Origin of the sequence: Mesorhizobium sp. WSM3626 (genome assembly GCF_000513935.1) — a bacterium.
GTDB classification, from domain to species: Bacteria; Pseudomonadota; Alphaproteobacteria; order Rhizobiales; family Rhizobiaceae; genus Mesorhizobium; species Mesorhizobium salmacidum.
The window spans coordinates 23497-49515 of sequence record NZ_AZUY01000018.1 but is presented as its reverse complement, the minus strand read 5'-3'; the positions used below and the strand labels follow the sequence as shown (position 1 = coordinate 49515).

General features: G+C 62.1%; 25 protein-coding genes. 10 read left to right on the top strand and 15 right to left on the bottom strand.

All coding sequences use genetic code 11. The features are described 5' to 3' along the window. The first annotated feature begins 56 nt into the window (after window positions 1–56). A complete protein-coding gene (locus tag M653_RS0114760; RefSeq protein ID WP_027144046.1) occupies window positions 57–947 on the top strand; it encodes a DMT family transporter in 891 nt (296 codons plus the stop codon). Window positions 948–966: 19 nt separating this feature from the next. Here M653_RS0114760 and M653_RS0114755 read toward each other — a convergent pair whose 3' ends face one another. The 6 genes from M653_RS0114755 to M653_RS0114730 all read right to left on the bottom strand — a co-directional run bounded on the left by M653_RS0114755 (window position 967) and on the right by M653_RS0114730 (window position 4756). Continuing rightward, window positions 967–1365 (bottom strand): GFA family protein, encoded by a 399-nt coding sequence (locus M653_RS0114755; RefSeq protein WP_084636690.1) that lies wholly within the window; start codon window positions 1363–1365, stop codon window positions 967–969. Window positions 1366–1565: 200 nt separating this feature from the next. Then, a complete protein-coding gene (locus tag M653_RS0114750) occupies window positions 1566–2114 on the bottom strand; it encodes a GNAT family N-acetyltransferase (RefSeq protein WP_027144044.1) in 549 nt (182 codons plus the stop codon). A 66-nt stretch (window positions 2115–2180) separates the two neighbouring features. Further along, a complete protein-coding gene (locus M653_RS0114745; RefSeq protein ID WP_027144043.1) occupies window positions 2181–3221 on the bottom strand; it encodes a zinc-dependent alcohol dehydrogenase family protein in 1041 nt (346 codons plus the stop codon). A 56-nt stretch (window positions 3222–3277) separates the two neighbouring features. Continuing rightward, window positions 3278–3421 (bottom strand): hypothetical protein, encoded by a 144-nt coding sequence (locus M653_RS1000000136700; protein ID WP_198028782.1) that lies wholly within the window; start codon window positions 3419–3421, stop codon window positions 3278–3280. Beyond that, window positions 3411–4061: a maleylacetoacetate isomerase gene (maiA, locus tag M653_RS0114735; protein ID WP_027144042.1), complete on the bottom strand. Its 651-nt coding sequence runs from the start codon at window positions 4059–4061 to the stop codon at window positions 3411–3413. The genes M653_RS1000000136700 and maiA overlap by 11 nt, the downstream gene beginning before the upstream one ends. Further along, window positions 4058–4756, bottom strand: coding sequence for a fumarylacetoacetate hydrolase family protein (locus M653_RS0114730; RefSeq protein WP_027144041.1), 699 nt, complete (start codon window positions 4754–4756; stop codon window positions 4058–4060). Before M653_RS0114730 ends, maiA begins: the two co-directional genes overlap by 4 nt. A 220-nt stretch (window positions 4757–4976) precedes the next feature. On the opposite strand from M653_RS0114730, the gene M653_RS0114725 reads away from it, so the two are divergent. Next, the gene (locus M653_RS0114725) at window positions 4977–5660 is read left to right on the top strand and encodes a response regulator transcription factor (protein WP_027144040.1); all 684 of its coding nucleotides are present in this window, start codon (window positions 4977–4979) and stop codon (window positions 5658–5660) included. A 24-nt stretch (window positions 5661–5684) separates the two neighbouring features. On the opposite strand, the gene M653_RS0114720 is transcribed toward M653_RS0114725, so the two are convergent. Together M653_RS0114720 and M653_RS0114715 are read right to left on the bottom strand one after the other, a co-directional pair. Next, a complete protein-coding gene (locus M653_RS0114720) occupies window positions 5685–7025 on the bottom strand; it encodes a hybrid sensor histidine kinase/response regulator (RefSeq protein WP_027144039.1) in 1341 nt (446 codons plus the stop codon). Window positions 7026–7035: 10 nt separating this feature from the next. Continuing rightward, window positions 7036–8172, bottom strand: a complete 1137-nt coding sequence (locus M653_RS0114715; protein WP_027144038.1) for an FIST signal transduction protein — start codon at window positions 8170–8172, stop codon at window positions 7036–7038. Between the two features lie 311 nt (window positions 8173–8483). Here M653_RS0114715 and M653_RS0114710 point away from each other — a divergent pair, with 311 nt between their 5' ends. The 4 genes from M653_RS0114710 (at window position 8484) to M653_RS0114695 (ending at window position 13625) form a co-directional block, all read left to right on the top strand. Beyond that, window positions 8484–8984, top strand: a complete 501-nt coding sequence (locus tag M653_RS0114710) for a (2Fe-2S)-binding protein (RefSeq protein ID WP_027144037.1) — start codon at window positions 8484–8486, stop codon at window positions 8982–8984. Between the two features lie 98 nt (window positions 8985–9082). Continuing rightward, window positions 9083–11428, top strand: a complete 2346-nt coding sequence (locus M653_RS0114705; protein WP_027144036.1) for a xanthine dehydrogenase family protein molybdopterin-binding subunit — start codon at window positions 9083–9085, stop codon at window positions 11426–11428. Between the two features lie 114 nt (window positions 11429–11542). Then, window positions 11543–12340 carry a xanthine dehydrogenase family protein subunit M gene (locus M653_RS0114700; protein ID WP_027144035.1) on the top strand — a complete coding sequence of 266 codons (798 nt, stop codon included), beginning with the start codon at window positions 11543–11545 and terminating at the stop codon, window positions 12338–12340. Between the two features lie 262 nt (window positions 12341–12602). Then, window positions 12603–13625: an acyltransferase gene (locus M653_RS0114695; protein ID WP_027144034.1), complete on the top strand. Its 1023-nt coding sequence runs from the start codon at window positions 12603–12605 to the stop codon at window positions 13623–13625. 22 nt (window positions 13626–13647) lie between these two features. Here the strand turns inward: M653_RS0114695 and M653_RS0114690 are convergent, their stop codons facing one another. Continuing rightward, complete coding sequence (locus M653_RS0114690; RefSeq protein WP_027144033.1) at window positions 13648–14136, bottom strand: GNAT family N-acetyltransferase; 489 nt, start codon at window positions 14134–14136, stop codon at window positions 13648–13650. Then, on the bottom strand, window positions 14133–14885 hold the full coding sequence (locus M653_RS0114685; protein ID WP_032935327.1) for a copper homeostasis protein CutC: 753 nt from the start codon (window positions 14883–14885) through the stop codon (window positions 14133–14135). The genes M653_RS0114690 and M653_RS0114685 overlap by 4 nt, the downstream gene beginning before the upstream one ends. Before the next feature lie 212 nt (window positions 14886–15097). Between M653_RS0114685 and M653_RS0114680 the strand changes: the two genes are divergently transcribed. Beyond that, a complete protein-coding gene (locus tag M653_RS0114680; protein WP_027144031.1) occupies window positions 15098–15526 on the top strand; it encodes an SRPBCC domain-containing protein in 429 nt (142 codons plus the stop codon). 103 nt (window positions 15527–15629) lie between these two features. Further along, window positions 15630–16085, top strand: coding sequence for a carboxymuconolactone decarboxylase family protein (locus M653_RS0114675; RefSeq protein WP_027144030.1), 456 nt, complete (start codon window positions 15630–15632; stop codon window positions 16083–16085). Between the two features lie 83 nt (window positions 16086–16168). Here M653_RS0114675 and M653_RS0114670 read toward each other — a convergent pair whose 3' ends face one another. Next, the gene (locus M653_RS0114670; RefSeq protein ID WP_027144029.1) at window positions 16169–16600 is read right to left on the bottom strand and encodes a cupin domain-containing protein; all 432 of its coding nucleotides are present in this window, start codon (window positions 16598–16600) and stop codon (window positions 16169–16171) included. Window positions 16601–16835: 235 nt separating this feature from the next. Here M653_RS0114670 and M653_RS0114665 point away from each other — a divergent pair, with 235 nt between their 5' ends. After that, a complete protein-coding gene (locus tag M653_RS0114665) occupies window positions 16836–18317 on the top strand; it encodes a hypothetical protein (RefSeq protein ID WP_027144028.1) in 1482 nt (493 codons plus the stop codon). A 124-nt stretch (window positions 18318–18441) separates the two neighbouring features. Next, a complete protein-coding gene (locus tag M653_RS0114660; protein WP_027144027.1) occupies window positions 18442–19416 on the top strand; it encodes a glycosyltransferase family 4 protein in 975 nt (324 codons plus the stop codon). Here the strand turns inward: M653_RS0114660 and asnB are convergent. The 4 genes from asnB to M653_RS01000000132580 form a co-directional block, all read right to left on the bottom strand. Further along, complete coding sequence (gene asnB, locus M653_RS01000000132590) at window positions 19386–21314, bottom strand: asparagine synthase (glutamine-hydrolyzing) (RefSeq protein WP_084636687.1); 1929 nt, start codon at window positions 21312–21314, stop codon at window positions 19386–19388. The genes M653_RS0114660 and asnB overlap by 31 nt on opposite strands. Window positions 21315–21319: 5 nt before the next feature. Beyond that, window positions 21320–22582, bottom strand: coding sequence for a glycosyltransferase family 4 protein (locus M653_RS1000000134425; RefSeq protein WP_156938198.1), 1263 nt, complete (start codon window positions 22580–22582; stop codon window positions 21320–21322). Then, complete coding sequence (locus tag M653_RS0114645; RefSeq protein WP_027144026.1) at window positions 22563–23876, bottom strand: UDP-glucose/GDP-mannose dehydrogenase family protein; 1314 nt, start codon at window positions 23874–23876, stop codon at window positions 22563–22565. The genes M653_RS1000000134425 and M653_RS0114645 overlap by 20 nt, the downstream gene beginning before the upstream one ends. A gap of 88 nt (window positions 23877–23964) precedes the next feature. After that, window positions 23965–25923 carry a heparinase II/III-family protein gene (locus M653_RS01000000132580; RefSeq protein WP_198028780.1) on the bottom strand — a complete coding sequence of 653 codons (1959 nt, stop codon included), beginning with the start codon at window positions 25921–25923 and terminating at the stop codon, window positions 23965–23967. Between the last annotated feature and the right edge of the window lie 96 nt (window positions 25924–26019).

The window sequence follows — 26019 nt, the reverse complement described above, 5'->3', positions numbered from 1 at the left end:
CTCTGGCCGCACCATGGGCGTCCGCCCGATAGAGGGTGAAAGCAATGGAGCCTGCGATGGACAAGACGGCGAGCGGCTGGGTGAACGGATCTATCGGCGTGCTGATCTTCAGCGGTTCGTTGCCGGCGACGCGCGTGGCGGTGATGGATTTCGATCCGATATTCCTGACATCGGCTCGCGCGGTCATAGCCGGCCTGCTTGGTCTGGCGCTGCTACTTGCGTTCCGCGAGAAACGCCCGGGGCGTCATGACTTGCTGTCGCTCGTCATTGTTGCTCTTGGCGTGGTGGTCGGCTTTCCCTTGCTGACGGCATTGGCGCTGAAGCATGTCACCTCGGCCCACTCCATCATCTTTGTCGGCCTGCTGCCGCTGGCGACCGCGATCTTCGGTGTGTTGCGCGGCGGTGAACGGCCCCGGCCTGCCTTCTGGCTGTTCTCATGCCTCGGCAGTGCGCTGGTGGCGGGTTTTGCACTTGCGCAAGGCATGACGGCTTCGCCGGTCGGCGATGGGCTGATGCTTGCGGCCATCATCGCCTGCGGCCTTGGCTATGCCGAGGGTGCCGCACTGTCGCGCAAGCTCGGCGGCTGGCAAGTGATCTGCTGGGCGCTGGTGCTGTCCCTGCCGATCATGCTGGTGCTGACGTTTGCGACCCTGCCGCCATCCTTCGCCAGCGTCGGCTCCAATGCCTGGATCGGTCTTGGCTATGTCTCGCTGTTCAGCATGCTGATCGGTTTCGTCTTCTGGTATCGCGGCCTGGCGCAAGGCGGTATTGCAGCGGTGGGGCAGTTGCAGCTTCTGCAGCCGTTTTTCGGGCTCGCATTGGCGGCGACGCTGCTGCACGAGCAGGTCAGCCCAATGATGATCGTCGTCACGCTGGGCGTGGTGACCTGCGTGTTCGGCGCAAAGAAATTCGCCAAGCGGGATTTGCCGTGGCGTGCGGCTGCATAGTGATGATGCCGATCCCTGACTAGTTTTTCGTATAGTCAGGCCCAACCCGTGTCGGCAGGCCGTCGGCGAGTTTCAACCAAGGGAGCTTCTCCTCAAAAGCGACATGCAGCGTGGGTGCAAATTTTTCCGGCTCCTCCATCCCCGCTGCAAAAAAATGCATGACACCGGACATGTTGGTTGAGCGGAAGGACAGCGGCGAGCCACAGTGATCGCAAAATGTTCTTTCCACACCGGGAGAAGAGTTGAATACCTTCGGTGGCTTGCCCAACCATCGCCAGTGGCCGTCCAAGACGCCAATGTAGGTGGTCATCGGCGCGGAACATTGCCGCCGACAACTTTCACAATGACAGACCACGCATGCTCGCTCCGGCCCATCGACTTCAAAAGCAATAGCGCCGCATAAGCAATGACCACGCATGGAAACTCTCCTTAAGTCACTGACCGATAAGTTGTACCGGGTGTAGTGAGAGAGCCGCCATGAGATGCGCCGAGCTGGCGCTCAATTGCGACATTACCATGAAAGTATCAGCGGCACCTTCTTGTCGAGCATGGCCTTGGCGGCCATTAGATATTGTCGCTTCGCTTTCACCGCCTTTTGGCTCTGAACGAGTTTAGGCTCTAGGTACCCGACTGCGGCACTATCCTTTCGGCGACATACAGCATGTGCATTGAGCTCGGATCGGTCGGCAGCAGGTCAGGGTGAGCGAATTCGCCGCCCTCGATTTTCTTCATCCCCAACCGCTGCATGACGGCTTCGGACCGCGTGTTCGCCAATGCGGTGAATGCGTAGACGCGCGGCGCATCCAGGCTGCCGAATGCATAGTCGAGGGCGGCGCGAGCGGCTTCGGTCGCATAACCCTTGCCCCAATGGTCGCGAGCAAGCCGCCAGCCCACCTCCAGGGCCGGGCCGAAAGGGAAATCGGTCCCGAGGCGGTGCAGGCCCACCGCGCCGAGCAACGCTCCGTCGCCGATACGCTCGGCGGCCCAGAAAATTGGCGCGCCGACTTCGGAAAGCCGCATCAGTTGTTCGACGATGTCGCTGGTCTCAGAGGCGGTCTTCATGCCGCCGAGGAACTGCATCACCTCCGGATCGGCGTGGATAACGCTCAATAGGGGCTTATCCGCCTCTCGCCAGACCCTGAGCTTCAACCGGTCTGTCGCGATCATACACTCTCTCCAAGAGCATCGGCTCACCCCCGCTACCATAATAGCGTTCTGGCTGTGATTGCGACCTTAGAACTTCGTCACCACGCCGATGCCGATGCCCTCGAAACCGCCCATCGCCATCAAGGCTGCTGGCGCCTCCTCGAGGCTGATCTTCTTGCCGACCAGCAGTTCGGGCTTGAGCTTGCCGTGGCGGATCATCTCCATCATCGCGGGGTAGCGATAGGCCTGCATGCCGTGACTGCCGAGGATTTCGAGTTCGAAGGCGATCACCTTGTCCATCGGCACTTGCGGTCGGGCATGCTCGCCCAGCATCAGGCCGACCTGCACGTGACGGCCGCGCCGGCGCAGGTTGGCGATCGAGTTGAAGGACGTCGTGGGGTGGCCGAGCGCGTCCATCGACATGTGGGCACCGCCATTGGTGATCTGCTTGACCGCCTTGACGACGTTCGGCGTCGTGGAGGCGTTGATCGTCGCCACGGCACCGATTTTTTTGGCGAAGTTCAGTTTCTCCTCGGTGAGATCGATGGCGATGACGTTGGCGCCCATCGAACTGGCGATCATGATCGCCGACAGGCCGACGCCGCCGCAGCCATGCACCGCCACCCATTCGCCCGGCGTCACCCGGCCTTGGTCGACGATGGCGCGGAACGATGTGACGAAGCGGCAGCCGAGGCTGGCGGCGGTGGCGAATTCCATTTCGTCGGGCAGGCGCACGAGATTGGTGTCGGCGTGTTCGATGGCGACATATTCGGCGAACGAGCCCCAGGCGTTGAAGCCAGGCTGAGACTGATGTTCGCAAACCTGATGATTGCCTGATGTGCATTCGAAGCAGTGGCCGCAACCGACGGCGAACGGCACGGTGACGCGTTCGCCCGCCTTCCAGCGGGTGACGTGCTTGCCGGCGGCGACGACGATTCCCGCCAGTTCATGGCCCGGCACGTGCGGCAGGCGGATATCGGCGTCATGGCCCATCCAGCCGTGCCAGTCGCTGCGGCACAACCCGGTCGCCTCGACCTTGATGACGACGCCATCGGCAGCCGGCTTCGGATCGGGCACGGTCTGGATGCTCGGCGCTTCGCCGAATTTCTCGAAGACGACGGCTTTCATCGGTCACTCCACCCTTGAGACTGCACGTGGGAAACGATAGCCTATTCCCTGACCGGTCAAGCGGAAATCGATCCCGCGATGCCAACGGAGTAGGCGAATGGCGGTTCGCCATCTTCCTCCAGCACGTAGAGGCAGCCATACGCCTCGATATCGGCCAGCGCCTTTGCCTCGTCGGCATCGGTGGCTTCTCTATTCGGCATCGATCTGGTTCTGTGGCGCGGCTTTCTGGAAGGCGGGTAGCGCCATGCAGGCGGTGTTGATGCGCGAAATCGTCGGATAGGGCACCATATCGACGCCAAAGCGGGCATTGCTGGTGACTTGCGCGGCAAGGCAGATGTCGGCCAGCCCCGGGGTTTCGCCGTGACAGAATGTGCCGGTTTCGGACGAAGCCGTCAGCAATTGCTCGAGCGGCGCAAAACCTTCATTGACCCAATGCCGGAACCAGTTGGCGACATCCTGGTCGCCGGCGCCGAACAGCGTGCGCAGTGAGGTCAGCACCCGCAGATTGTTCACCGGGTGGATGTCGCAGGCGATGATCTGCGCCAGCATTCTCACCCGTGCCCGGCTGGGCGGGTCTTTCGGCAATAGCGGAGGTTCAGGTATGGTCTCGTCGAGAAATTCGATGATCGCCAGCGATTGCGTCAGGAGCATGCCGTCGCTCCCGATCAGCGCCGGCACCAGCCCCTGCGGATTGACTGCGAGATAGGCCGCCTCCAGATGCTCGCCGTGACGCAGGTGATGCGGGATGTAGTCATAGCCCACCCCCTTCATCTCCAGGGCGATCCGCACCCGGTGCGAGGTGGAGGAGCGGAAGTAGTTGTGCAGGACAATCTTGCTCATGACTTCGGCTGGCCGATGGTCACTTCGATCGTGCCGATGCCGTCGACGCCGCCTGATATCGTTTCACCCGGCTTGACCGCGCCGACACCGGCCGGCGTGCCGGTGAAGATCAGGTCCCCGGCCTGCAATTCCACGCCTTCGCTGCAGATCGAGACGATATCGGCAATCGGCCAGATCAGCTCGGCGAGGTCCGCATCTTGTTTCACCGCGCCGTCGATGGCGAGCCAGATACGACCCTTCGCGGGGTGCCCGGATTTCCGCGCGGCAACCAGCGGACCGCAGGGCGCGGAACGGTCGAACGCCTTCGACCAGTCCCAGGGCCGCGCCGCCTTCTTGGCGGCATCCTGCAGATCGCGGCGGGTGAGGTCGATGCCGACGCCATAGCCCCAGACATGGTCCAGCGCCTTGTCGCGGGAAATGCGAAAGCCCGATGTACCGATCGCCACCACCAGTTCGATCTCGAAGTGGAGATTTTCGGTCAGCGGTGGATAGGGGATATGAGTGCCGGAATCGACCACCGCGTCGGCCGGCTTGGTGAAGAAGAAAGGCGGATCGCGCTCGTCATTGCCGAATTCGCGCGCATGCGCCGCATAATTGCGGCCGACGCAGAAGATGCGCCGCACGGCAAAGCGTTCGCCGGAACCCGCAATGGCGACAGAAGGCGTTGGCGGGACGGGAAGGACAAAGGCGGTCATGGCGATCTCTGCGTATGATGGCGATACATTCGGCCGATTTCGGGGGTCGGGCAAGGCGTCGCTTTTCATAAAGCATGGGCTTTGCCGCGGCTGGATGAGGAATTCAGGCTTCCGATCATTTTTGCGGCGATGAATCCCGTCAACAGGCGATAGACTATTTGCCAATAATCCGGCCATGGTCAGGAGACTATGGTGTGCCCGGTAAACCGGAACGAGCCCTATGACCCCTCCCACCGATCGTGCCCGGTTTCTCATCATCGACGACCATCCGCTGTTTCGCGAGGCGCTGCACAGCGCCGTCCAAATGGCTTATCCCGAGGTAGACACGGTCGAAGCGCGATCGATCACCGAGGCGCTGGATCTGCTGGCCGATGCAAAGCCTTTCGACCTGGCGCTCCTCGACCTCAGCATGCCCGACGTGCACGGCTTCGACGGGTTGTTGCAGCTCAGGACCCGCTATCCGCGCCTGCCGGTGGTGATCGTGTCGGGCTATGAGGAGCCGAGGATCATCTCCGAGGCCTTGTCCTACGGCGCTGCCGGCTTCATCCCGAAATCGGCGCGCAAGAGCGATCTGGCCGCGGCCATCCGCTCGGTGATGGACGGCGCGATCTATGTGCCGGAAACCTATGAGGGCCTGCCGCCGGGCGCCGACAGCACCGATCGCGCCGACATGCTCCAGCGCCTCTCCAAGCTGACGCCGCAGCAATTGCGCGTGCTGCAGATGCTGCGCCAGGGCCTGCTCAACAAACAGATCGCCTTCGAGCTGCAGGTCGGCGAGACCACGGTGAAGGCGCATGTCTCCGAGATCCTGCGCAAGCTCAACGTCTACAGCCGCACGCAAGCGGTGATCGAGGTGTCGAAGCTGGACAGTGCCGAGCTGTTTCGCGATCAGGCCGGTTTTTGAGCCATTAGTCCTCTGCCGGGGACTCTAAGCCAGCAAATGCGCCAGCAGCGCGCGCAGTTGCGCGGGCTTCACCGGCTTGCGCATCAGTTCGATACCGCCGGCGCGCGCTGCCTTGGCCACGGCTTCGGAACTGTCGGCGGTGACGATCAGCGCCGGCACGGCGCGGCCGAGATAGTCGCGGACCTCCGATATGGTGGCGGTGCCGAGGTCGCCGCCGTCGAGATGCTGGTCGGCGATGACGATGTCGGGCATCCAGTCGGTATCGCCGAGCATGTCCAGCGCATCGTCAGTCGAGGTCGCGGCCCGCACCAGGCACTGCCAGCGCTCAAGCAGGAAGGTCATGGCCTCCAGCACCTCGGCATCGTTCTCGACCAGCAGCACCTTGGTGCCGAACAGGCCGTAGCCGCGCGGCCGTTCCAGGCTGGCGGCGCTGGCGATGGCATCGGCCGGCGCGCCGAGGCCGACGGGGACATCGATGTGGAAGATGGTGCCGCGGCCAACCTTGGATGAAAACGTCACGGGGTGGCCGAGCGCGCCGGCCATGCGGCGCACGATGGCGAGCCCGAGCCCAAGCCCGCCGCCATCGAGTTCGGCGTTGGCCGGCGAGGTGCCGCGATGGAATTCCTCGAACACCGCTTCGCGCTGGTCCTCGGGAATGCCGCAGCCCGTGTCGGCGACATCGATGCGGATGGTGTCGCCGCGATGGCGTGTGCCGACGAGCACGCCGCCCGAACGGGTATAGCCCAGCGCGTTGGAGAGAATGTTCTGCAGGATGCGGCGCAGCAAGGTCCTGTCCGAGCGGACCACCGCATTGACCGGCCGGAATTTCAGCGACAGCGCCTTCAACTCCGCCACCGGCTGGAAATCCGAGCGCAGTGATGAGAACAACGCCTCCAGGCTGACATCGCCGATGTCGGGCTGGACCACGCCGGCGTCGAGCTTGGAAATGTCGAGCAAGGTGCGCAGCAGGTCTTCCATCGTCTCCAGCGAGCGCTCGACCTGCCGAACCAGCTTTGTTCCCTCTTCGCTGGTCTGCACCTCGGCGAGCGCCGAGACGGAGAGGTGGGCGGCGTTCAGCGGCTGCAGCACGTCGTGGCTGGCGGCGGCGAGGAACCTTGTCTTGGACAGGTTCGCCAGCTCGGCACTCTCCTTGGCGGCGCTGAGGTCGATGTTCGACTGTTCCAGCCTGCGCAAGGTCGAATGCAGTTCCTCGGTGCGCGTGCGCACCCGGTTTTCCAGCGAGATCGCGGTCTGGAACAACGAAAAGGCATTGCCTTGCTGGTCCATCGAGCGCTCGACGCGGCTGACCAGGGCGGCGTTGATCTTCTTCAGCCTGTCGAGATCGTTTATGTCCCTGAGCGGCATTTTGTTGCGCCTATTCAGCCGCTTGCCGGTCACCGAAGGCGATGCCGGTGAAAGTCTGGTTCAGGTGCATCGACCGATATTGCTCGCCATAGGTGCCGAAGCCGATGACATTGTTGACCCTGTAGAGCTCCGAAATGTCGCGAAAGACCTGCCGGTTGCGCGCATCCAGCCGGCGCAGCACGCAATCGAAGCCAAGAATCATATCGATACCGCCCAGCCTTTCCTTGACCTCGCGCAATGCCGCTCGTGTCGCTTCCACCATGTCCTCGGGCTGGGCGATCGACAGCACGACACCGTCGTCGATGGCGCAGAAGAACGACAGCGAGCCATCCGCGTGCATCTTCTGGATCGAGCGGCAGTAATATTCTCCGCCCACCTTCACCACCACGGGATGCGAGGCGAAGCTCAGCGGCGTCAGGGTCTGCGGGAGGATGCCGACGGAAGCGGCATATTCCTCCGCCGCATTGGTGGCGTTGAACTCCCGCACGATACGGTGATCCGGGTCGGACGCGGTCACCACCAGCTTTTCGTCGGTGGGAACGAAGTTGTCGGTCTTGAAGACGTGGAACGGAATTTCCGTGGCGATCAGCACGATGATGGCGCTGTCCGAAGTGACGGCGCCGTTCGAGATCAGACGCGTCGTCTCGAATTTCAAATCGTCACCGGCCGAGCCGCCGAGCAGCGGTATGTCGTCAAGACCCCAGTGGATGGCCGAACTCACCGCTTCCTCGGCATAGGACAGCCCGTCGATGAAGCAGAGCGCGAAGGTGTTCCTGGTCTGCTCGCCGCCGGGCCGGGCGCGCAGCGTGCGCCGCAGGGCCTCGACCTCTTCGGTGATCCTGTCCATGCCCGATGTCGACAAATTGTCGACCATGGTGCTGACCGCCGTGAAGGACGCCGAGGGCAGCAGCATCGCCAGCATATGGCCTTCCTCGAGCCCCTGCGGCGTGATCTCGCCGGCGGTGGAACAGCCGGCATGGTGGAGCCCCGGCGCGCACGTCGTGAGCGCCTGCGAGAGGGTGCTTGCCTCGACGAGGCTTTGGGAAAAGAACACGAGGGCAAAGCCGGCATCGATGGCAGCGGCCTCGGCGGCTACCGCGCGTGCGAAGACGTCCGGGTCGGGCTCGTCCGTGGTCAGCGCCGACAACCCGCATGCGTAGCGCGTCAGTGAACTGGTCAGGGGCGTTCTCCCGCATTTCCTCCGACGCCTTCTTGTGCGCGGCTTTTCAAGTGCTTCTGGCGCGCGGGCGACGAAGGCATTCTTGCCGCCAGGAGGCGTTTTGGCAATGGGGCCGGGAAAATGCACTTTGGTCCCTTGGCCATGGCCGAAAGTACAACAATCCGACTTTTCCCTCGTGTTGTTTTTTGTGCGTTGTGCGGTGTACGACTAACGCATGGCCGAAGTGCCAGCGGCGCGTCGGCAACCTGATGACCAAGGTTGACACCCAGGGAGGGGCTATGTCGGACGTTTCGTTGATGGTGAACGGCAAGCGGATCGGCGGGGCCGTCGAGGATCGAACGCTGCTCGTCCATTTCCTGCGGGAGAATCTCGGCCTGACCGGCACCCATGTCGGTTGCGACACCTCGCAGTGCGGAGCCTGCGTCGTGCATGTCGACGGCAAGGCGGTCAAGTCCTGCACCATGCTCGCGGTCCAGGCGTCCGGATCGACCGTGGTTACGATCGAAGGCCTCGCCGACGGCGCCGACCTGCATCCAGTGCAGGCGGCCTTCAAGGAACATCATGGTCTGCAATGCGGCTTCTGCACGCCAGGCATGATCATGGCCGCAATCGACATGATCAACCGTCATCCCGAAGGCCTCGACGAGGCCACGGTTCGTGCAGAACTCGAAGGCAATATCTGCCGCTGCACCGGCTACCACAACATCGTGAAGGCGATCCTCGCCGCATCGAAGACGATGTCGAATGGGTCCAAGGACAAGGCGAAACAGGCGGCGTGAGAGAAGAGCGAGTAGTGAGTAGTCAGTAGTCGGTCTGAACCGGCGGCTATACTTACTGCTCACTGCTTCCTATTCACTTTTTCGGGAGGAATCTCTGCATGGGCATCGAAGGTGTTGGCGCTCGGGTCGCGCGCAAGGAAGACAAAAGGTTCATCACCGGCGCCGGCCGCTATGTCGACGACATGGTGGTGCCCGGCATGAAGCATGCAGCCTTCGTGCGCAGCCCGCACGCGCATGCGCAGATCAAGAAGATCGACGTGAAAACGGCTCAAGGCATGCCGGGCGTTATTGGCGTGCTGACCGGCAAGGAGCTCAAGGCCGATGGTATCGGCAACCTCATCTGCGGCTGGATGATCCATTCCAAGGACGGTTCGCCCATGAAGATGGGCGCATGGTCGCCGCTGGCCGTCGACAAGGTCCGTTATGTCGGCGATGCGGTCGTGGTGGTGGTGGCCGAAACCAAGGGCCAGGCACGCGATGCGGCCGAGGCGGTCGACATCACCTACAAGGAACTGAAGGCCGTCGTCGACGCGACCAAGGCGCTCGAAAAGGGCGCACCGCAGGTCCATGCCGAGGCCGAGAACAACCTGATCTTCGACTGGGAGATCGGCGATGCCAAGGCGACCGATGCCGCCATCAAGGCGGCGGCGCATGTCACCCGCATGAAGATCGTCAACAACCGGCTGGTGCCGAACGCAATGGAGCCGCGCGCGGCTCTTGGCCATTACGACAAGGCCGAGGATCATTACACCTGCTGGACGACATCGCAGAACCCGCATGTCGCGCGGCTGGTGATGAGCGCCTTCTACAACGTCGCACCCGAAAACAAGCTGCGCGTGATCGCGCCGGATGTCGGCGGCGGCTTCGGCTCCAAGATCTATATCTACCCGGAAGAGATCGTCTGCCTGTGGGCCTCGAAGAAGACCGGCGTGCCGGTCAAATGGGTCGCCGATCGCACCGAAAGCTTCCTCACCGACGCGCATGGCCGCGATCATGTCTCGACGGTGGAAATGGCTTTCGACAAGAACAACAGGATCACCGGGCTGAAGGTGGACACCATCGCCAATCTCGGCGCCTACATGTCGCTGTTCTCGTCCTGTGTGCCGACCTATCTCTACGCGACACTGCTGTCAGGGCAGTACGACATCCCGGCCATTCACGCCAATGTACGCACCGTCTACACCAACACGGCACCTGTCGATGCCTATCGCGGGGCAGGACGGCCAGAAGCCACCTATCTTCTGGAGCGCACCATGGAAGCCGCTGCACGCGAGCTCGGCGTGTCTCCGGCCGAGCTGCGGCGCCTGAACTTCATCACGACCTTCCCGCACCAGACACCGGTGATCATGAATTATGACGCCGGCGATTATGCGACCTCGCTCGACGCGGCCATGAAGACCGCCGATTATGCCGGCTTTGGCAAGCGCAAGGCGGACGCGGCCAGGAAGGGCAAACTGCGCGGCATTGGCATGAGCTGCTACATCGAGGCCTGCGGCATCGCGCCGTCGGCCGCGGTCGGCTCGCTCGGCGCCGGTGTCGGCCTGTGGGAATCGGCTGAGGTAAGGGTCAACGCCGTCGGAACTATCGAGGTGCTGACGGGTTCGCACAGCCATGGCCAGGGGCACGAGACGACCTTCGCGCAACTGGTCAACCAGCGTTTTGGGGTGCCGATCGATTCGGTGTCGATCGTCCACGGCGACACCGACAAGGTGCAGATGGGCATGGGCACTTACGGCTCGCGCTCGGGCGCGGTCGGCATGTCGGCGATCGCCAAGGCGCTCGACAAGGTCGAGGCCAAGGCCAAGAAGATCGCCGCGCACCTGCTCGAAGCCGACGAGGGCGACATCGTCATCGAGAATGGCGAAGTCAAGGTCGCCGGTACCGACAAGAGCCTGCCGTGGTTCCAGGTGGCTTTGGCCGCCTATACCGCGCACAATTTGCCGGCCGGCATGGAACCAGGACTGAAGGAAACGGCGTTCTATGATCCGGCGAACTTCACCTTCCCGGCGGGCTGCTACATCTGCGAGGTCGAGATCGATCCGGAAACCGGAACGACCGAGATCGTCCAGTTCGTGGCGGCGGACGATTTCGGCAATATCATCAATCCGATGATCGTCGAAGGCCAGGTGCATGGCGGCATCGCCCAGGGCGTTGGCCAGGCGCTGCTGGAAGGCGCTCACTACGACGCCAGCGGGCAGCTGCTGACGGCGAGCTACATGGACTATACCATGCCGCGTGCCGGCGACCTGCCGTCGTTCAAGGTCTCGACGTCGAACACGCCATGTCCGAGCAATCCGCTCGGCATCAAAGGCTGCGGCGAGGCCGGCGCCATCGGTTCGCCGCCGGCGGTGATCAATGCCATCACCGACGCCATCGGCATCGCCGATATCGCCATGCCGGCCACACCGTCGACCGTGTGGGCCGCGATCCGCGCCGCGAAATGAGTGAGTAGGGAGTAGTGAGTAGCGAATAGGGCACCGTGTCCAGCTCCGGCGGCGGCGTTCCCACTACTGACTACTCACTGCTCAATACTGCTTGACCACTTAGGGGAGGATCCCATGTACGCAGTCAACTATCATCGTGCCGCCTCGGTCACTGAAGCCGCCAAGCTCGTGAAGAGCGGCGACGCCAAGCTGCTGTCGGGCGGCATGACCTTGATCCCCGCCATGAAGACGCGGCTGGCGGCCCCTTCCGACCTGATCGACCTGTCACGCATCAAGGACCTGCAGGGCGTCAAGGTGTCAGGCAAGACGGTCACGATCGGCGCCGCCGCCACCCATTTCGACGTCGCCAATGACGAGAAGCTGCGCAAGGCCTGCCCGGCGCTTGCCCATCTGGCGTCGCTGATCGGCGATCCGGCGGTACGCCACAAGGGCACGATCGGCGGTTCGATCGCCAACAACGATCCGGCGGCGGATTATCCGGCCGCACTTCTGGCGCTGGGCGCCACCATCATCACCAACAAGCGCGAAATATCAGCCGACAAGTTCTTCAAGGGGCTGTTCGAGACGGCCTTGAAGGACGGCGAGATCATCACGGCGGTCTCCTTCACGGCGCCGGCAAAGGCTGCGTACGAAAAATTCCGCAACCCGGCCTCGCGCTACGCGATCGTCGGCGTGTTCGTGGCCAAGGGCAAGGATGGCGTCAGCGTTGCCGTCACCGGCGCCGGCGATGACGGCGTCTTCCGTTCGAAGGAGATCGAGGCGGCGCTTGCCAAGAGCTTCGATGCTGCTTCGCTCAATGGCGTGAAAGTGCCGGCGAAAAACCTGATGAGCGACATCCACGCTTCCGCCGACTACCGCGCCAACCTGATCGCGGTCATGGCCAAGCGCGCGGTGGCGGCAGCCAACGCCTGACGCAAGATCGATTGCGGACAAGGAAAGGGGCTGTCACGGCCCTTTTTCGTTCCTGGCGCCTGTAGCTGCCCGGTTTCCGGCCGCCGCATCCTATGTTTGCTTGAAACGATTCTGACCCATGCCTGCCCGGGAATGCACCGGCACCAATCTCGCACTTGCACAAACTTATATTGCACTGCAGTATGGGGCGGGCGGAGAATGCGAGCCGGGTTCGGAAGGCGTACAGCCGTGCCCTTTCGCATATCAATGCGAAAGGATCGGCATGTCCGAAATTTCCGCGACCCATTTGGTGCCGTCCCAAACGATCGTCGACCGATCGGCCAGGACAAGGCTGGCCTATCTCGACGGCTGGCGCGGTCTGTCGATCGCCCTGGTGCTGATTGGGCATTTTTTTCCCGTTCCCGGAATCAATCTGGGCGTGCTGGGCGTCGAATTCTTCTTCGTGCTCAGCGGCCGGCTGATGGCCGAAATCCTGTTCATCGAACGCTATCCGCTGAAGAAATTCTTCAAACGCCGCTTCTCGCGCATCTATCCGGCGCTTCTGGTCTTTGTCGTCGTCGCCATGATCGCGCTCTCAGGCACGTTCATCGTCTTCAAATGGAAGGCGGCCCTGACGGCGCTGACATTCACCTACAACTATGCCGGAATTCTCCTGAACCGGGCCGGCGCACTCGACCACATCTGGTCGCTCTGTATCGAAGAGCATGCCTACATCATCCTGGCGGCGATCAGCGCAATCGTCGCCAGCCGCAGCCGTGTCGTCCCGCTGCTGCTGGTCCTGGCCTTGCTGGCCATGGCCAATGGCGCGGTTTCCTACTGGTTCCTGCACATGGATTATGAAGCCACGTACTGGCGCACCGATGTGCACATCGCCTCGATCCTGCTGTCGGCCGCGGTCTGCCTGCTCAAGGCCGACGGCAAGCTGCCGGCCTTGTTGAAGGGCCCCTATGTCGCCGTTGCGGCGGCCGTTGGCGCGGTTTTCCTGTTCATGGATTCAGTACCGACACCGATCCACTACCTGGTCGCGGTGCCATTGCTGGCGACTGCTATCAATGCGCTGGATTTCAGCACGCGGTTCTTGTCCGGATGGCTGTCATCCCTGCCGATGACGACACTGGGTCTGTGGTCGTATTCGCTCTATCTGTGGCAGCAGCCCTTCTACAAATTCGTCTACGAGCAGGGCAGCAATCCATGGCCGATGCTGGCCGGGGTTTTCGCCTGCGCGCTCTGCAGCTACTACCTCATCGAGCGCCCAGCGCGCGAATGGCTCAACCGCAATTGGTGAATGAACGCCGAGCGCCATCGGATCAGGCGGCGATCTGCCTGATATAATAGCGCACCGCCTTCTTGCCGCCATGGATCACCGCGTCGCCGACTTCGGCGAAGCCGAGAGCGGCGTGGAAGGCATCCGAGGCGGGGTTGGGCGGGTCGGTGTTGACCTCGCAGGTAACCAGTGTGTGGCCGGCGCTCTCCGCCTGGTCGAACAGGTCCCGATAGAGCCGGCGAGCATGGCCGCGGCCTCTTGCGTGCGCCGCCACGACGACGCGGTCGACATAGATGAAGCGCTCGTAGCGCTCGCGGAACCAGACGAAGTTCGGACTGTCATAATTCGCATCCTGGTCGAAGGTCATGATGAAGGCTTCGAGATCGCCGATGCGGCGGGCATAGAAGGACTCGCCGAGCAGGAAGGACAGCCGTTCGGCTTCGAGCCACGACAATTCGGCGGCGTGCTCGTTGTTGAGCGCCAGTATGGCGGCTTCGTCGTCCTGCGCTATGCGGTCTATGGGAGAGGTCATGCCTTGGCCGCCGCGATTGTCGCCGCCACCAGCGGTGTGTCGGTCAGTGTGTTGCGATACTCGCGGTCGAGATCGGAGCCGCCCATGCCGACCTTCGGATTGCGGTAGCGCATGGCGCTCGGCACTTCCTTGAGGGCGGCGAAGTGCATTTCGGCCAGGCCGGTCCTTGCGCGCACCTCGGCAATGTTGCCGAGATCGAGCCCGCCGCAGCCGAGAATGATGATCCGGTCGCCGGCCTGACGCACCAGCTCTTCCAGCAACGGCAAGCCCTCGATCGCCGTGTCGCGCTGGCCGCTGGTCAGCACGCGGCCGACCTTGCAGCGGATCAGCGCCTCCAGTGCCTCGGCCGGATCGCGCGTCATGTCGAAGGCGCGGTGGCAGGTGACGTTCAAGGGCCCGGCGGCCTCGGTCAGTTCGCCCATGCGCTTCTCATCGATGGCGCCGTCGGCGTTCAGGCAGCCGAACACCACGCCGGGCACACCGAGCTCGCGGAGCGCGGTGACGTCGGCCAGCATCGAGCGGTATTCAGTCTCGCTGTAGAGAAAATCGCCACCGCGTGGCCGCACCATGACGTGGAACGGGACGGTCGCCTGGTCGAGCGCGGCGTGCACAGTGCCAAGACTCGGCGTGATGCCGCCCTCGACCAGACTGGCGCAGAGTTCGACCCGGTCGGCGCCTGCGGCCTGCGCGGCGAGCAGGCCATCGATGCCTTCGACACAGATTTCGATCAGCGGCGGGCGAGTTTCCATGCTCAAGGGGCAATCCAGTTCATGACGTCGTGGAGAGCCCTAGCACCAGGACGGCTGACGCGAAAGCGCGAACCCTATGCCGCCATTTGGACCAGACGGCAGATTCCTTACTTGACAATCGCATAACCGCATGGTTATGAGTAATAATCTATAGCTGACGGGTTATTGATTGCGCGTGCGTGGCACGACGACAACAACGAGAGGAGCGAGGCATGACGGAAACCAAATCGATTGTCGTCGAAAGGCTGATTCCATATTCGGCGGAAAAGATATGGCGGGCACTGACCGTGCCAGCACTCGTCGGCGAATGGCTCATGCAGAATGACTTCGCTGCGCAAGAGGGGCATCGCTTCACACTGCGTGCGACACCAGTTCCCGGATGGTCCGGCGTGACGAACTGCGTGGTGCTGAAAGTCGAGGCGCCGCGGCTGCTGGCCTACAGTTGGGGCGATGGGACGGAATCGGACAGCGGGTTGAAAACCGTGGTGACGTGGTCACTGACGCCCGAGGGTGTGGCGACCCGGGTGCGAATGGAGCAGTCGGGATTCCGGCCGGCCGACGAGCGTGGCTATATCGGCATGGGAAGTGGCTGGCCGCGCATTCTCGAACGGCTCGAACAGGTTACCGCAACACAGGCCTGATACGCGGCAGGCAGCCAACAGTTTTATCAAGTTCGAATCCTGGATGCGAGGCGTCCGGGCCGGGAAAACACGCCCGGAGAAACAATTCAAAAGGAGAAGGATCATGCAAGCAAGGATCAAGAACCCGGTGATGCTCATCCCCGGTTCGGTGCAGGCGCTGCTGGCGCTGGACAAGTCGACCGAGGCGGCCGACGTGCCCTATGTGACGCGCAAGCTCATTCATCTGCGCGCCAGCCAGATCAATAATTGCAGCGTCTGCGTCGACATGCATGCGCGCGAATTGAAGGAGGCCGGAGAAAAGGACGAGCGCATCTTTGCGCTGGCGGCTTGGCGGGAGACGCCGTATTTCACCGACGCCGAGCGCGCGGCATTGGCGCTGGCAGAAGCCGGCACCAGGCTCGCCGACCGGCCGGACGCAGTGCCGGACGATGTCTGGGATGAAGCGGCCCGGCATTATGACGAGAAGGCGCTTGCCGCACTGGTCATCCAGATCGCCCTGATCAACGCCTTCAATAGGCTGAACGCAACGACCCGGCAGCCGGTTGGCGCCTGGGGCTAGGCGCCTGGTTTCGAATGGTCCGCGAGGCGAGGGCGGGCGGGGCATTGCCCTCCCGCCCTCGGGCGCGGGCATAGTCTTGGTGGCTACTGGCGCAATTCCGTGTTCTTGGCGCCTTCCTCGACCTGATCGATCACCAGGAGCTTGACCGGCCCGTCACCAATATTGGTGGCCTGATGCCATTGGCCGATCATCTCGATGATGAAATCACCTGTCTTGTAGACGTTGCTGTTGCCGGTCTCGACGTTGGTGACCTTCAATGTTCCAGCCTCGACATAGGCGTAGCGCGGGAAGGGATGGCGATGGACCGGCAAGGTCGCGCCGGGCCTGATCTCATAGGTCGAGACCAGCACCTGCACGTTCTTCTGCGGCAGCGTGATCGGCCGACCTGATGCAGTGGTCGTGCGTGATGCGAGTGGCGTCACGACGACGGGGGTTCCGCTGCTGTCCAATGCCAGGGCACAATTTGCATAAAGTGCAGCCGCGGCCAGCAGTACCGCTATCAGGACTTTCCGCATGATTCCTCCACTGCCGCAGCATTGCTCGGGAGACTTCCATGCGCAAGCCTGCCGGTGAGACCGTCGGAATGGCTCGACCCATTGCCACGTGCACCGAGTGAGAAAGCGATGCTGTCGCACGTCTCGGTGGTCGGCAGAAGGCACAGCGCCGAACACACCTTACAGAGTCCGCGGTATTAAGCCGAACTTAGCAACTGGTTCTCATAGTCTCTCGACCTTCGCTGACGGAATCCCGATGAGCAGAATTGATATACTTGTTCCTGATGACAATGTGTGTTCGGTGCACATGCTTGTCGCCAAGCGGCTGGCCGAGAAAGGTCATGACGTTGCGCTGGTCGGCGTTGCGGCGCCCGGGGTACAATGGCCGCTTGGCTATATTCTGCGCCTTGAGCGCAAGGCAGTGCAGATTCGGGGCCATGACCTTCTTGAACCTGTCGAGGGCGTGGAACTGTCCCGGTCCCGGCCTGACGCTGAACTGCGTATCGATCTGACCGGCGTCATGCTGCCTATTGCCTCTCCCGGCCTTCGCCCGGGCTTCGCGAGCTCCGCGTCAATTGCCGAAGCAGCCCGGGTGTTGATGGCCGGCGGCCTTCCCGATATCGAAATCATTCTGGATGGTGAACGCATCGCGCGCGCGGCCCCCATGGTCGACAGCCGGCTTTCGATCCTTCGCGGGCTCAATGACATTCTGGCGCGCATGTGCACACTGCTGGTGGACACGACGGATCATTTCCTCAAGGGCCACAAGGCCCGATCCGAACCGACAGGGCGCGCGCGTCAGTGTCCAACCGATGGACAGCTGATCGGTACCTACCTTCTTTCAACCATACCCCGGCAAACAGCAGGGGCGGCCAGGCGCTTGGGGTTCCGCCTCAATCGTTGGCGGGTGAGCTACCGGTTTCACAATGGCCAGACCGTCGCGGCCACGGGTCTCCTGGCCGGAGAACCCTGGATCGATCTGCCCGATGATGGCGATCGTTTCTATGCTGATCCGTTTCCGTTTGAATGGCAGGGGCGATATTTCATATTCATTGAAGACTTTTGCCATGCCAGTACCAAAGCGGTGATTTCCGTGACCGAGGTCTTCCGAGACGGCGCTCCAACCGTGCCGCGTGTGGTGATCGAGGAACCCTATCATCTGTCCTATCCGCAAGTGTTCAGTCATGGCGGCCAGATCTGGATGCTTCCCGAGGGCGGTTCGGGTGGAGATCTGGTTCTATACCGGGCTGAGTCGTTCCCGGACCGGTGGGTTCGGCATTCGGTCCTGATTCCGGATCGCGAACTTTTCGATGCGACCCTGCTGGAGCATGGCGGCAAGCTTTGGCTGTTCGCGACCGAACGCGACGGCTACGGCAGCGCCTCGGACACCCTCGTGGTCTATTATGCGCAGGCCCTGGAGGGACCATGGTTCCCGCACCGGAGCAATCCGGTGAGAATCGATCGCGCCGCAGCCCGGCCCGGAGGCTGTTTTGTGCGTATGGGCGATCGCATCATATTGCCATTGCAGAACGGCACGGACAATTATGGCGGCGGGCTCGGACTTGCCGACCTTGTCGAGTTGGACGAGACGAAGGTGCATTTGACCTTACCAGTGCCCATTCTTGCTTCGGCAAAGAGACCTTATCCGATGATCCATACTCTCAACAGCAGCGATCATCTTGAAGTCATCGACTGTCGTGCACCCGCGCCCAGGTCGGCGCTTCGAAGGGTTGTGTGACCTTTTGGATCGAATACGGGTCCTCTGTGTCGTTCCGCGGGGCCTGAAAGGCCGTGGCGGGATCGAGACGCTGTTTTCTCACGTTGATGAACAGCTTCGTTCGACGGCCGGCAGTGCGATCGAGATGGATTTCCTGGCCTCGCGGGGCGACGCGTCCGGTGTCGGTTGGCTGGCACATTTCCCGTTCGCATTGATCCGCTATGGCTGGCTGCTGGCAACCCGCCGGTATGACATCGTCCACCTCAACACCGCGACGAATGCATCGTCGTGGAGGAAATGGGTCATGCAGTCCATGGCGCGATTGGCCGGCGCGGCCACGGTCGTCCACTTTCATGGCTCGGCCTTTCCCAAGCCCGGAGATGCGCAACGCGGCTGGGTCCGTGTCTTGCGCCTTGTCTTTGAGCGAGCCGACGCCATCATCGTGCTTGGCGATTACTGGCGAGACTTCGTCGCCCACTTTTATCACATGCCGCCGGATCGCTTCGACGTCGTGTCCAATGGCGTCGCCGACTTCGCTTTTGATGCACCGCAACCGCGCGAGGAGAATGCGCCCGTTCGACTGTTGTTTGCCGGCAACCTCACCGAGGCCAAAGGCGCCGGGGTATTGCTTCAGGCACTTGCGCTGCTGCCGAAGGATCTGCCGCAATGGCGCGCGACCTTCGCGGGTGCCGGCGATGTCGCCGCCTTCCGCGACCGCGCCATAAGTTCAGGGCTTTTCGGCCAGGTGGAATTCACCGGCTGGCTGGCGCTCGAGACGATCCTGCCGCTCTATCGGCAGGCCGATATCGTCGTCCTGCCGTCACGCAATGAGGTCTTGCCGGTTTGCCTGCTTGAGGGTGCGTGTGCGGGCGCAGCCCTGGTCGCGACATCGGTCGGCTCGGTGCCCGACGTATTGAGGGAAGGTCGGAACGGTCTAAGCGTGAAGCCGGACGATGCGGAAGAGCTTGCGCATGCCCTTGCGCAATTGATTGAAAACGGCGCGCGCCGCGAAGCGTTTCGAACCGCGTCGCGCGATATCTATAACGCGCGTTTCCGCCTCGAAACCATGATCGAAGGTCTTCAGGGAGCCTATCGGAAGGCGCTGGCGACCCGTCGCTGAGCGGCTTGCGGCTGTTCAGCATCGAGCGTCGGCCGGAACACCCGGAAGAACTGCTCCAGATTGGCAAGCGCCCACAGGATCTTCTCGTGATTGTGAGCGCCACCCAGGTGCTCGCTCATCAGTCGGTCTATCTCGCGCGCATTGCAGACATTGCGCACCGTGGCGCTGTCACTCTGCAGCAGATCTCGAAGCTGATCCGACATGCCGGTACGGAACCATTGCTCGACAGGTACCCGGAAGCCGACCTTCTTGCGCTCCAGGATCTGGCGGGGAAGCAATTGCGCTGCAAGCGATCGCAGCACGCGCTTGCCCTTTGGCGCGCCGGTCAAGAAAGCATCGGGAAATTGGGCGACGAGTTCGGCCAGGCCGACATCCATGAATGGCATGCGCCCTTCGATCGACCCCGCCATCATCATGCGATCGCCGCGCTCGAGAAGATTATCCGGCAGCCATGACGTCTGATCGAAATGCAGCATGCGTTTGAGCGGGCTGATTTCGCCATCCGTCGTGAACGGCAGCGGGTCGAGATCGCGCGATTGGGGCGGACCGGCATAGAGCGCTTCGGCTTGTCCGCCGTCTGCTCCGCCGAACCAGGCCACCATACGGGCCTGTGCATCGCGAATGCCGGCGACGCCGGCCAAGATCTTCAGTCGCCGCGCCGCATAGGGCAGGGCGCGTGCGCCGGGACCCACAAGGGCTTCGTGCAAGCCGCCCGGCACCAGACTCTGGTACATGGAAACCCACGGCTCGGCGCGATGCTTGGGATAGCCTCCCAAGAGCTCGTCGGCGCCTTCGCCGGTAAGCACCATCTTGACGGTGCGGCTCGCCAGCCGTGACAAAAGCAGAACCGGCAGGTCCGACGGCTCGGATACCGGCGCGCCCCGCCGCAGCACCGCCTCCTCCCACACCGACGTGAACGCATCCATGTTCACGACGAGCTCACTGTGGTCGCTGCCGAAGGTGTCGGCGACTTGCCTGGCATAGGGTAATTCGGAGGAGCCGGGCACATCGAACCCTACTGAATAGGTCGCCACGGGCTTGCCCATGTGACGGCTCATCAGCGCAACGATCATCGAGGAATCGAGCCCGCCGGAAAGATATGCGCCAAACGGCGCATCCGAGCGCAATCTGAGCCGTACCGCCTCATCAAGCTTCTCGCCAAAAAGCTTCACCGCCTCGTCGAAGCTTTCGACGGTGGGCGACGTGCGTGAAAAAGGCGTCGTGAAATAGCGCTCCGCACGGATGTTGGCGCCATCGACCACCATGAAGGTTCCTGGCGGAACCTTGGAGATGCCGCGAAAGAAGGTGGCCGGTCCANGGACATAGCGATAGCTGAGAAATTCGCGCAGCGAATCCTGATCCAGACGGTCGTCGACACCCGGAAAATGGCGCAGCGAATCGATTTCGGAGGCGAAGGCGTGGAAGCCATCCCCGGAAGCCAGGAAGAGCGGTTTCTTGCCGAAAGGATCGCGCGCGGCATAGAGGCGGCCGGTTTCGCTGTCCCAAAGCAGGAAGGCAAACATGCCGTTGAGGCGCGGCAGGCAGTCGTCGCCCCAGGCGCGCCAGGCCTCGATCACGACTTCGGTGTCGCCTTGCGTGGCAAAGCGATGTCCGCGTTCCATGAGTTCGGCGCGCAATTCGATATAATTGTAGACCTCGCCATTGTAGACGATGACATATCGGCCGTCATGCGAATGCATCGGCTGCGGGCTGCCCTCGATATCAAGGATCGACAGCCGACGATGACCGATTCCGGCCTGCCACTCGCCATCCGGGCTCCGCATGATCAATGTTCCGCGTCCGTCCGGACCGCGATGGGCCAGCCGATCCGTGGCCCCATCCAGCGTTTCGGCGAGAGGCAAGCGTGATCGGGCGTGGAACCCAAAAATTCCGCACATCGCGGCTAGCCCTGACCGCTGCACATGGCCGGGTCGGACCCCGAACTTGGCTTCTGGATGTGGCTCCTGGAAGGCGTGCCGAACAAGGCGTCATAGGCGGCCAGCAACTTCGGACCCTCGTGGCTCCAGGCGAGTTCCTTGCGTACCCGCTCACGGCCTAACGCGCCCATGGTCGCGCGGCGCTCGCTGTCGTCGAGGAGTTCGGCGATTTTGTCGCCGAAGTCGGTCGGCTCCGTGCAGGTTGCATAGAGCGAGGCGCCTTGCGCCGAAAAGCGGCCTTCCCGCAGATCGTATTGCACGATCGGTTTGCCAAGCGCCATATATTCCATGATCTTGTTCATGGTCGATTTGTCGTTCATCGCCGTGGGCCGGTCGGGATTGACGCAGACATCGGCTGTCGAGAGCGCGGAAAACAGAATCTCGTCCGGGCAGCGACCGGTATAGGTGACGTACTCGCCGAGCCCGCGCGCGACTGTATCCGCCTTGATGGCATCAAGCTCGGGACCGCCGCCGCAGATCACGAACTGTATATCCTGGCGCCCTTTGGCATTCACCAGGTGGTCGACCGAGTCGAGCAGAAGGTCGAGCCCTTCCTGCTTGCCGATGACGCCGACATAGCCGACGACGAAGCGGCGACCATTGCGCCATTTCGGATCGGGCGCAACCTCTCTGACCCGGTCCAGATTCGGGCCAGAACGCACGATATGCACCTTCTCGGGGGGCATGCCCCCCCGTCTGATGGCGATGTCGCGGTAGCTTTCATTGGTGGCGATCGAGACATTGGCGGTTCGGAACGAAAGCCGCTCCAACCAGACCATGAATTTCCAGCCGATGCCGCGCTTGCCGAACTTGGCCTCGTAGAGCTCTGGATTGATGTCGTGATGGTCGAACAGGAACTTCTTGCCGAACAACTTGTAGAACCCGCCGATGAGGAAAATCGTATCTGGTGGGTTGCAGGCATGGATCGCGTCGAAACCGCGTTGCCGCGCCACTTTGAATGACAGCAGGAATTCCCAAAACAGCGCGGTGCTGTACTCCAGCACGTAGCCAAGGAAGCCCTCGGCGTCGAGCGGCAGCGAGTGGCGATAGATATGGACGCCGTCGATCACCTCGTATGGCGCCGTCGCGCCCTTGCCTTTCGGGCAGATCACCGACACTTGATAGCCGGCTTTCACCAGCGTGGTTGCCTCTGACCAGACGCGGCGGTCGAAGGGGACCGGCAGATTTTCGACGATGATGAGGATGCGCTTACCAGTTGATGCCGTCATAGGTCCCCGCAAACCGGTTCGTGTTCGGCAGCCTGGCCATGTCGAGAAGCGTCTGGTCTGCATTCATCTTGTCAACCACAGTTTCATATTCGGGCGAACGACTGGTGGCCACGACAACGTCCGAATGCATCACCATCTCGTCGAGCGAGGGGACCATCAGCTGCGTAACGTGCGGGATCGCGTTCATTAGGTATGTTTTGTTGGCGCCCATCAGCTTTGCCAACGACACGTTCGGGTCAAAAATGCGGATGTCGCAGCCCTTCCCGACAAGCCGCTCGATAAGTTCCAGATAGGGGCTTTCGCGCAAATCGTCGGTGCCTGCTTTGAAGGAGAAGCCGAGGAAGCCGATTTTGCGCTTGCCATAACTTAGCAAGCGGTCCAGTGCGCGCTCGACCTGCTGCTTGTTCGACGGCAGCAGGGATTTAAGCAGCGGTGCTTCCACATCGTTCTGGATCGCGTAGGCGTTGATTGCACGTACGTCCTTCGGCAAGCACGAGCCGCCGAACGCAAAGCCGGGCAGAAGATAGGCATTCGAGATATTCAGCTTGGTGTCGGCGAAGAACACCTCCATCAGCTCATGGCTGTCAACGCCCGCCGCCTTGCAGATATTGCCGATTTCGTTGCCGAAGGCGACCTTAAGCGCATGCCAGGTGTTGTCTGTGTATTTGACCAGTTCAGCCAACCGGGGCTCTGTGACGACAACGCGGCCAGGCAGGCCTGCGTAGAGCTCCAACAGCCGATCCCGGGTTATCTCATCGTCAACGCCGATCACGGTCTTGGCTGGATTATTGAAATCGGCGACCGCCGACCCCTCGCGCATGAATTCGGGGTTTGAGGCCACGCCGAACGTTTCGCCCAGTTTCCTTGATGCAGTTGCCTGGAGCGCCGGAATGACGATGTCGGACAACGTCCCCGGCAGCACGGTCGAGCGAACGACGACCGAGTGATAGTCGGCCTTTCTGGAAAGAGACGATCCGATTTGGCGCGATACCGCCTGAACCGCCGACAGATCCAGTGAGCCGTTGGGGCGTGAGGGCGTGCCGACGCAAAGCAACGACAAGTCGCTGTTCATCACGGCTTCCTCGGTCGAGGATGAGGCCTTTAGACGACCCGACGCGACATTGGCAGCGACAAGTTCGCCGACGTCTTTCTCGATGATAGGGCTTCGGCCACTGTTTATGAGATCGACCTTGGCCTCGCTGACGTCGCAGCCGATGACGTCATGCCCGCGCTCGGCCAGGCACGCGGCACAAACAGTACCGACATATCCCAACCCGAAGATGGAAACTTTCATAGCTCGCCCGTCCTGTTCTTTCTTTCGAAAGGCGGATCGAGCCACCTTCACGCTTATTTTCGAAGAACATAAAAAAGACAAGTAAAGGTCAGGTTAGCAAACCGATCAGCAATCTGCTTTGCCACTGCATCCGGTGGCCAGGCGCCTTGAAAACAACGGTTGCCGCCTTATCGAGGAGCCCGAATCCAGCCGACTGCAGACCGCGTCCGGATGCCTGGTCGCCGCGTACAATCTCGATCTCGGCGCTTTCGGGTGCTACGATGTTGAGTTCCGACCGGCCGTTGCGGCGTGCCACCACACAATTGCCCTCGACCGACACGCTGAGTTCCGGCGAAATCAGGAAGGCGATCTCGACCGTCCCGGACGGCTTCGTGCCAACCAGCCGGTCCGTGATCAGAAAACCCTCGGCGGTTTCTTCTATATCCCGATGGTGAATGACGCCGAAGCGCCTCATGTAACCATCATGCGAGGCGGATACTTTCAGCCGGGACGCTTGCGACCTGGCGTCCAATGTTGCTTGGGCACGCCGTGGCATCCAGTTGAAAGCACCTGACGGCTCGCTTTGGCTGACGCCGTCCATTGTAAGGGTATTGTGTACGGCGCTTACCCGCAAGCGCCGGCGACTTTCGCCTTCCGAATGATAAAGATGCGTGCCCGCATCGACCAGCAGCGGCAGGCCATCCAGTGAGAGCCATACCGCGAGCGCATCGGCGTGGCCATGTGCGGCCAAGGCGCCAAATCCAAGCGGCCCGTGATCGAAGACAAAATGGACACGGCGGCCCTTTATGGCACCGCGCCGGATGGTATAGCCGCCCTCTTCAAGGGTAACCGCGCCGTCGGCAGGCAGTGGCGTCAACGATGGGGTGGCGAATACGGCATCGCGCCAATGCGGATCGCGTATAGCCGGTCCGAGTTCGGGCTGATCCAGAAAACCGGCAATCGCGCCGACGATGGACGCGACATAACGCGGCTCGTCGCTGCCGAATGCCAACAGGATGCGGCTCTGGTCGTCATCGCCGATCAACGGCGTATGGCCCGCATCATCGAGAAAGAAATTCAAGGCGCGGGCGGCTTCCGCCATGCGCTTACGTGCGGTTTCTGTGGCGCCGCCCAAGACGCTGAAGCCGATGAGCAGCATTTCGAGCGTGAAAGCGCTGTAGGCCGGCGACTGCTCCTTGCCCACGCCGTCCCTATGGAACAGGGCCAGCGCTCTGTCTTCAAGATGCGTCCGACCGTGTGTCAACCAGGGCGAGGCGTCGGAGTGGTTCGGCAGCATGCGTGCGGCAAGCACAAGGCCCATCGCCTCGGCGACGAGGTGATTGTTGGCCGAGGAATGGAGTGAGGGAAACCTGGCAAGCCACAGGCCGTGGGCGCAGACAAAGGACGCCAGCCGCTCGCCGGCAGCCCGGTCGATCCATGGATCGAGCGACGCTATGATGATGGACAGCGAGATCAGCCTATAGCCGGCCTCGATGCCTGAATACCAATTGATGCCGCGGCCGGGAACATTCGCTTCCATCCACGAGAAGACGGAGCCGAGTATGGCGTCGGCAAGGCTTGCGTCGTTTTCCCGGCGGGCATGGATTGCCGGCGCCGCCAGAAAATGCAGCCGGTTTGCCTCGGCCACGTACTTGACGTCTCCATGCTCCTCGCCGAAGCGGAAATTGATGTCGAAGGTCGATCGCTCGGCGCCAGGCCAGCTTGCGCCACTCACCGGGTCCAGTCGCCAGATCACCGGATCGACACGGCCGCTACTGTCCAGCATCGATACAGGCCAATCGCGATTGAGCAGTCTCAGCCGTCCGGCGCGAAACGCGGCAGCGGCGGTTTGCAGTTGCTGTGCGACAGGCAGCGGCAAGTCCGCTTCGAACAGGGGCGCAAACAGCGGCAACACCTTGGGTCGCGCACCGGCCGTTGCAAAGTCGGACCAGTTGTGGCGCTCGCGCCGCGCGCGCCTGCGCTCCAACTGCTCACGAAACCGATGACGGACCTCGCCATGTTCCATCACGGCAAGCCGTCGTGCATACCAGGTCAAACGTCTCAACATGGAGCAGATTCTAACGGACTGCCATTGCCTTGAGATTAACATCGGCCGCTATCGGGCGGACGGCTCCGCTAACCTTAATCGGCATCTTTGTCGCGT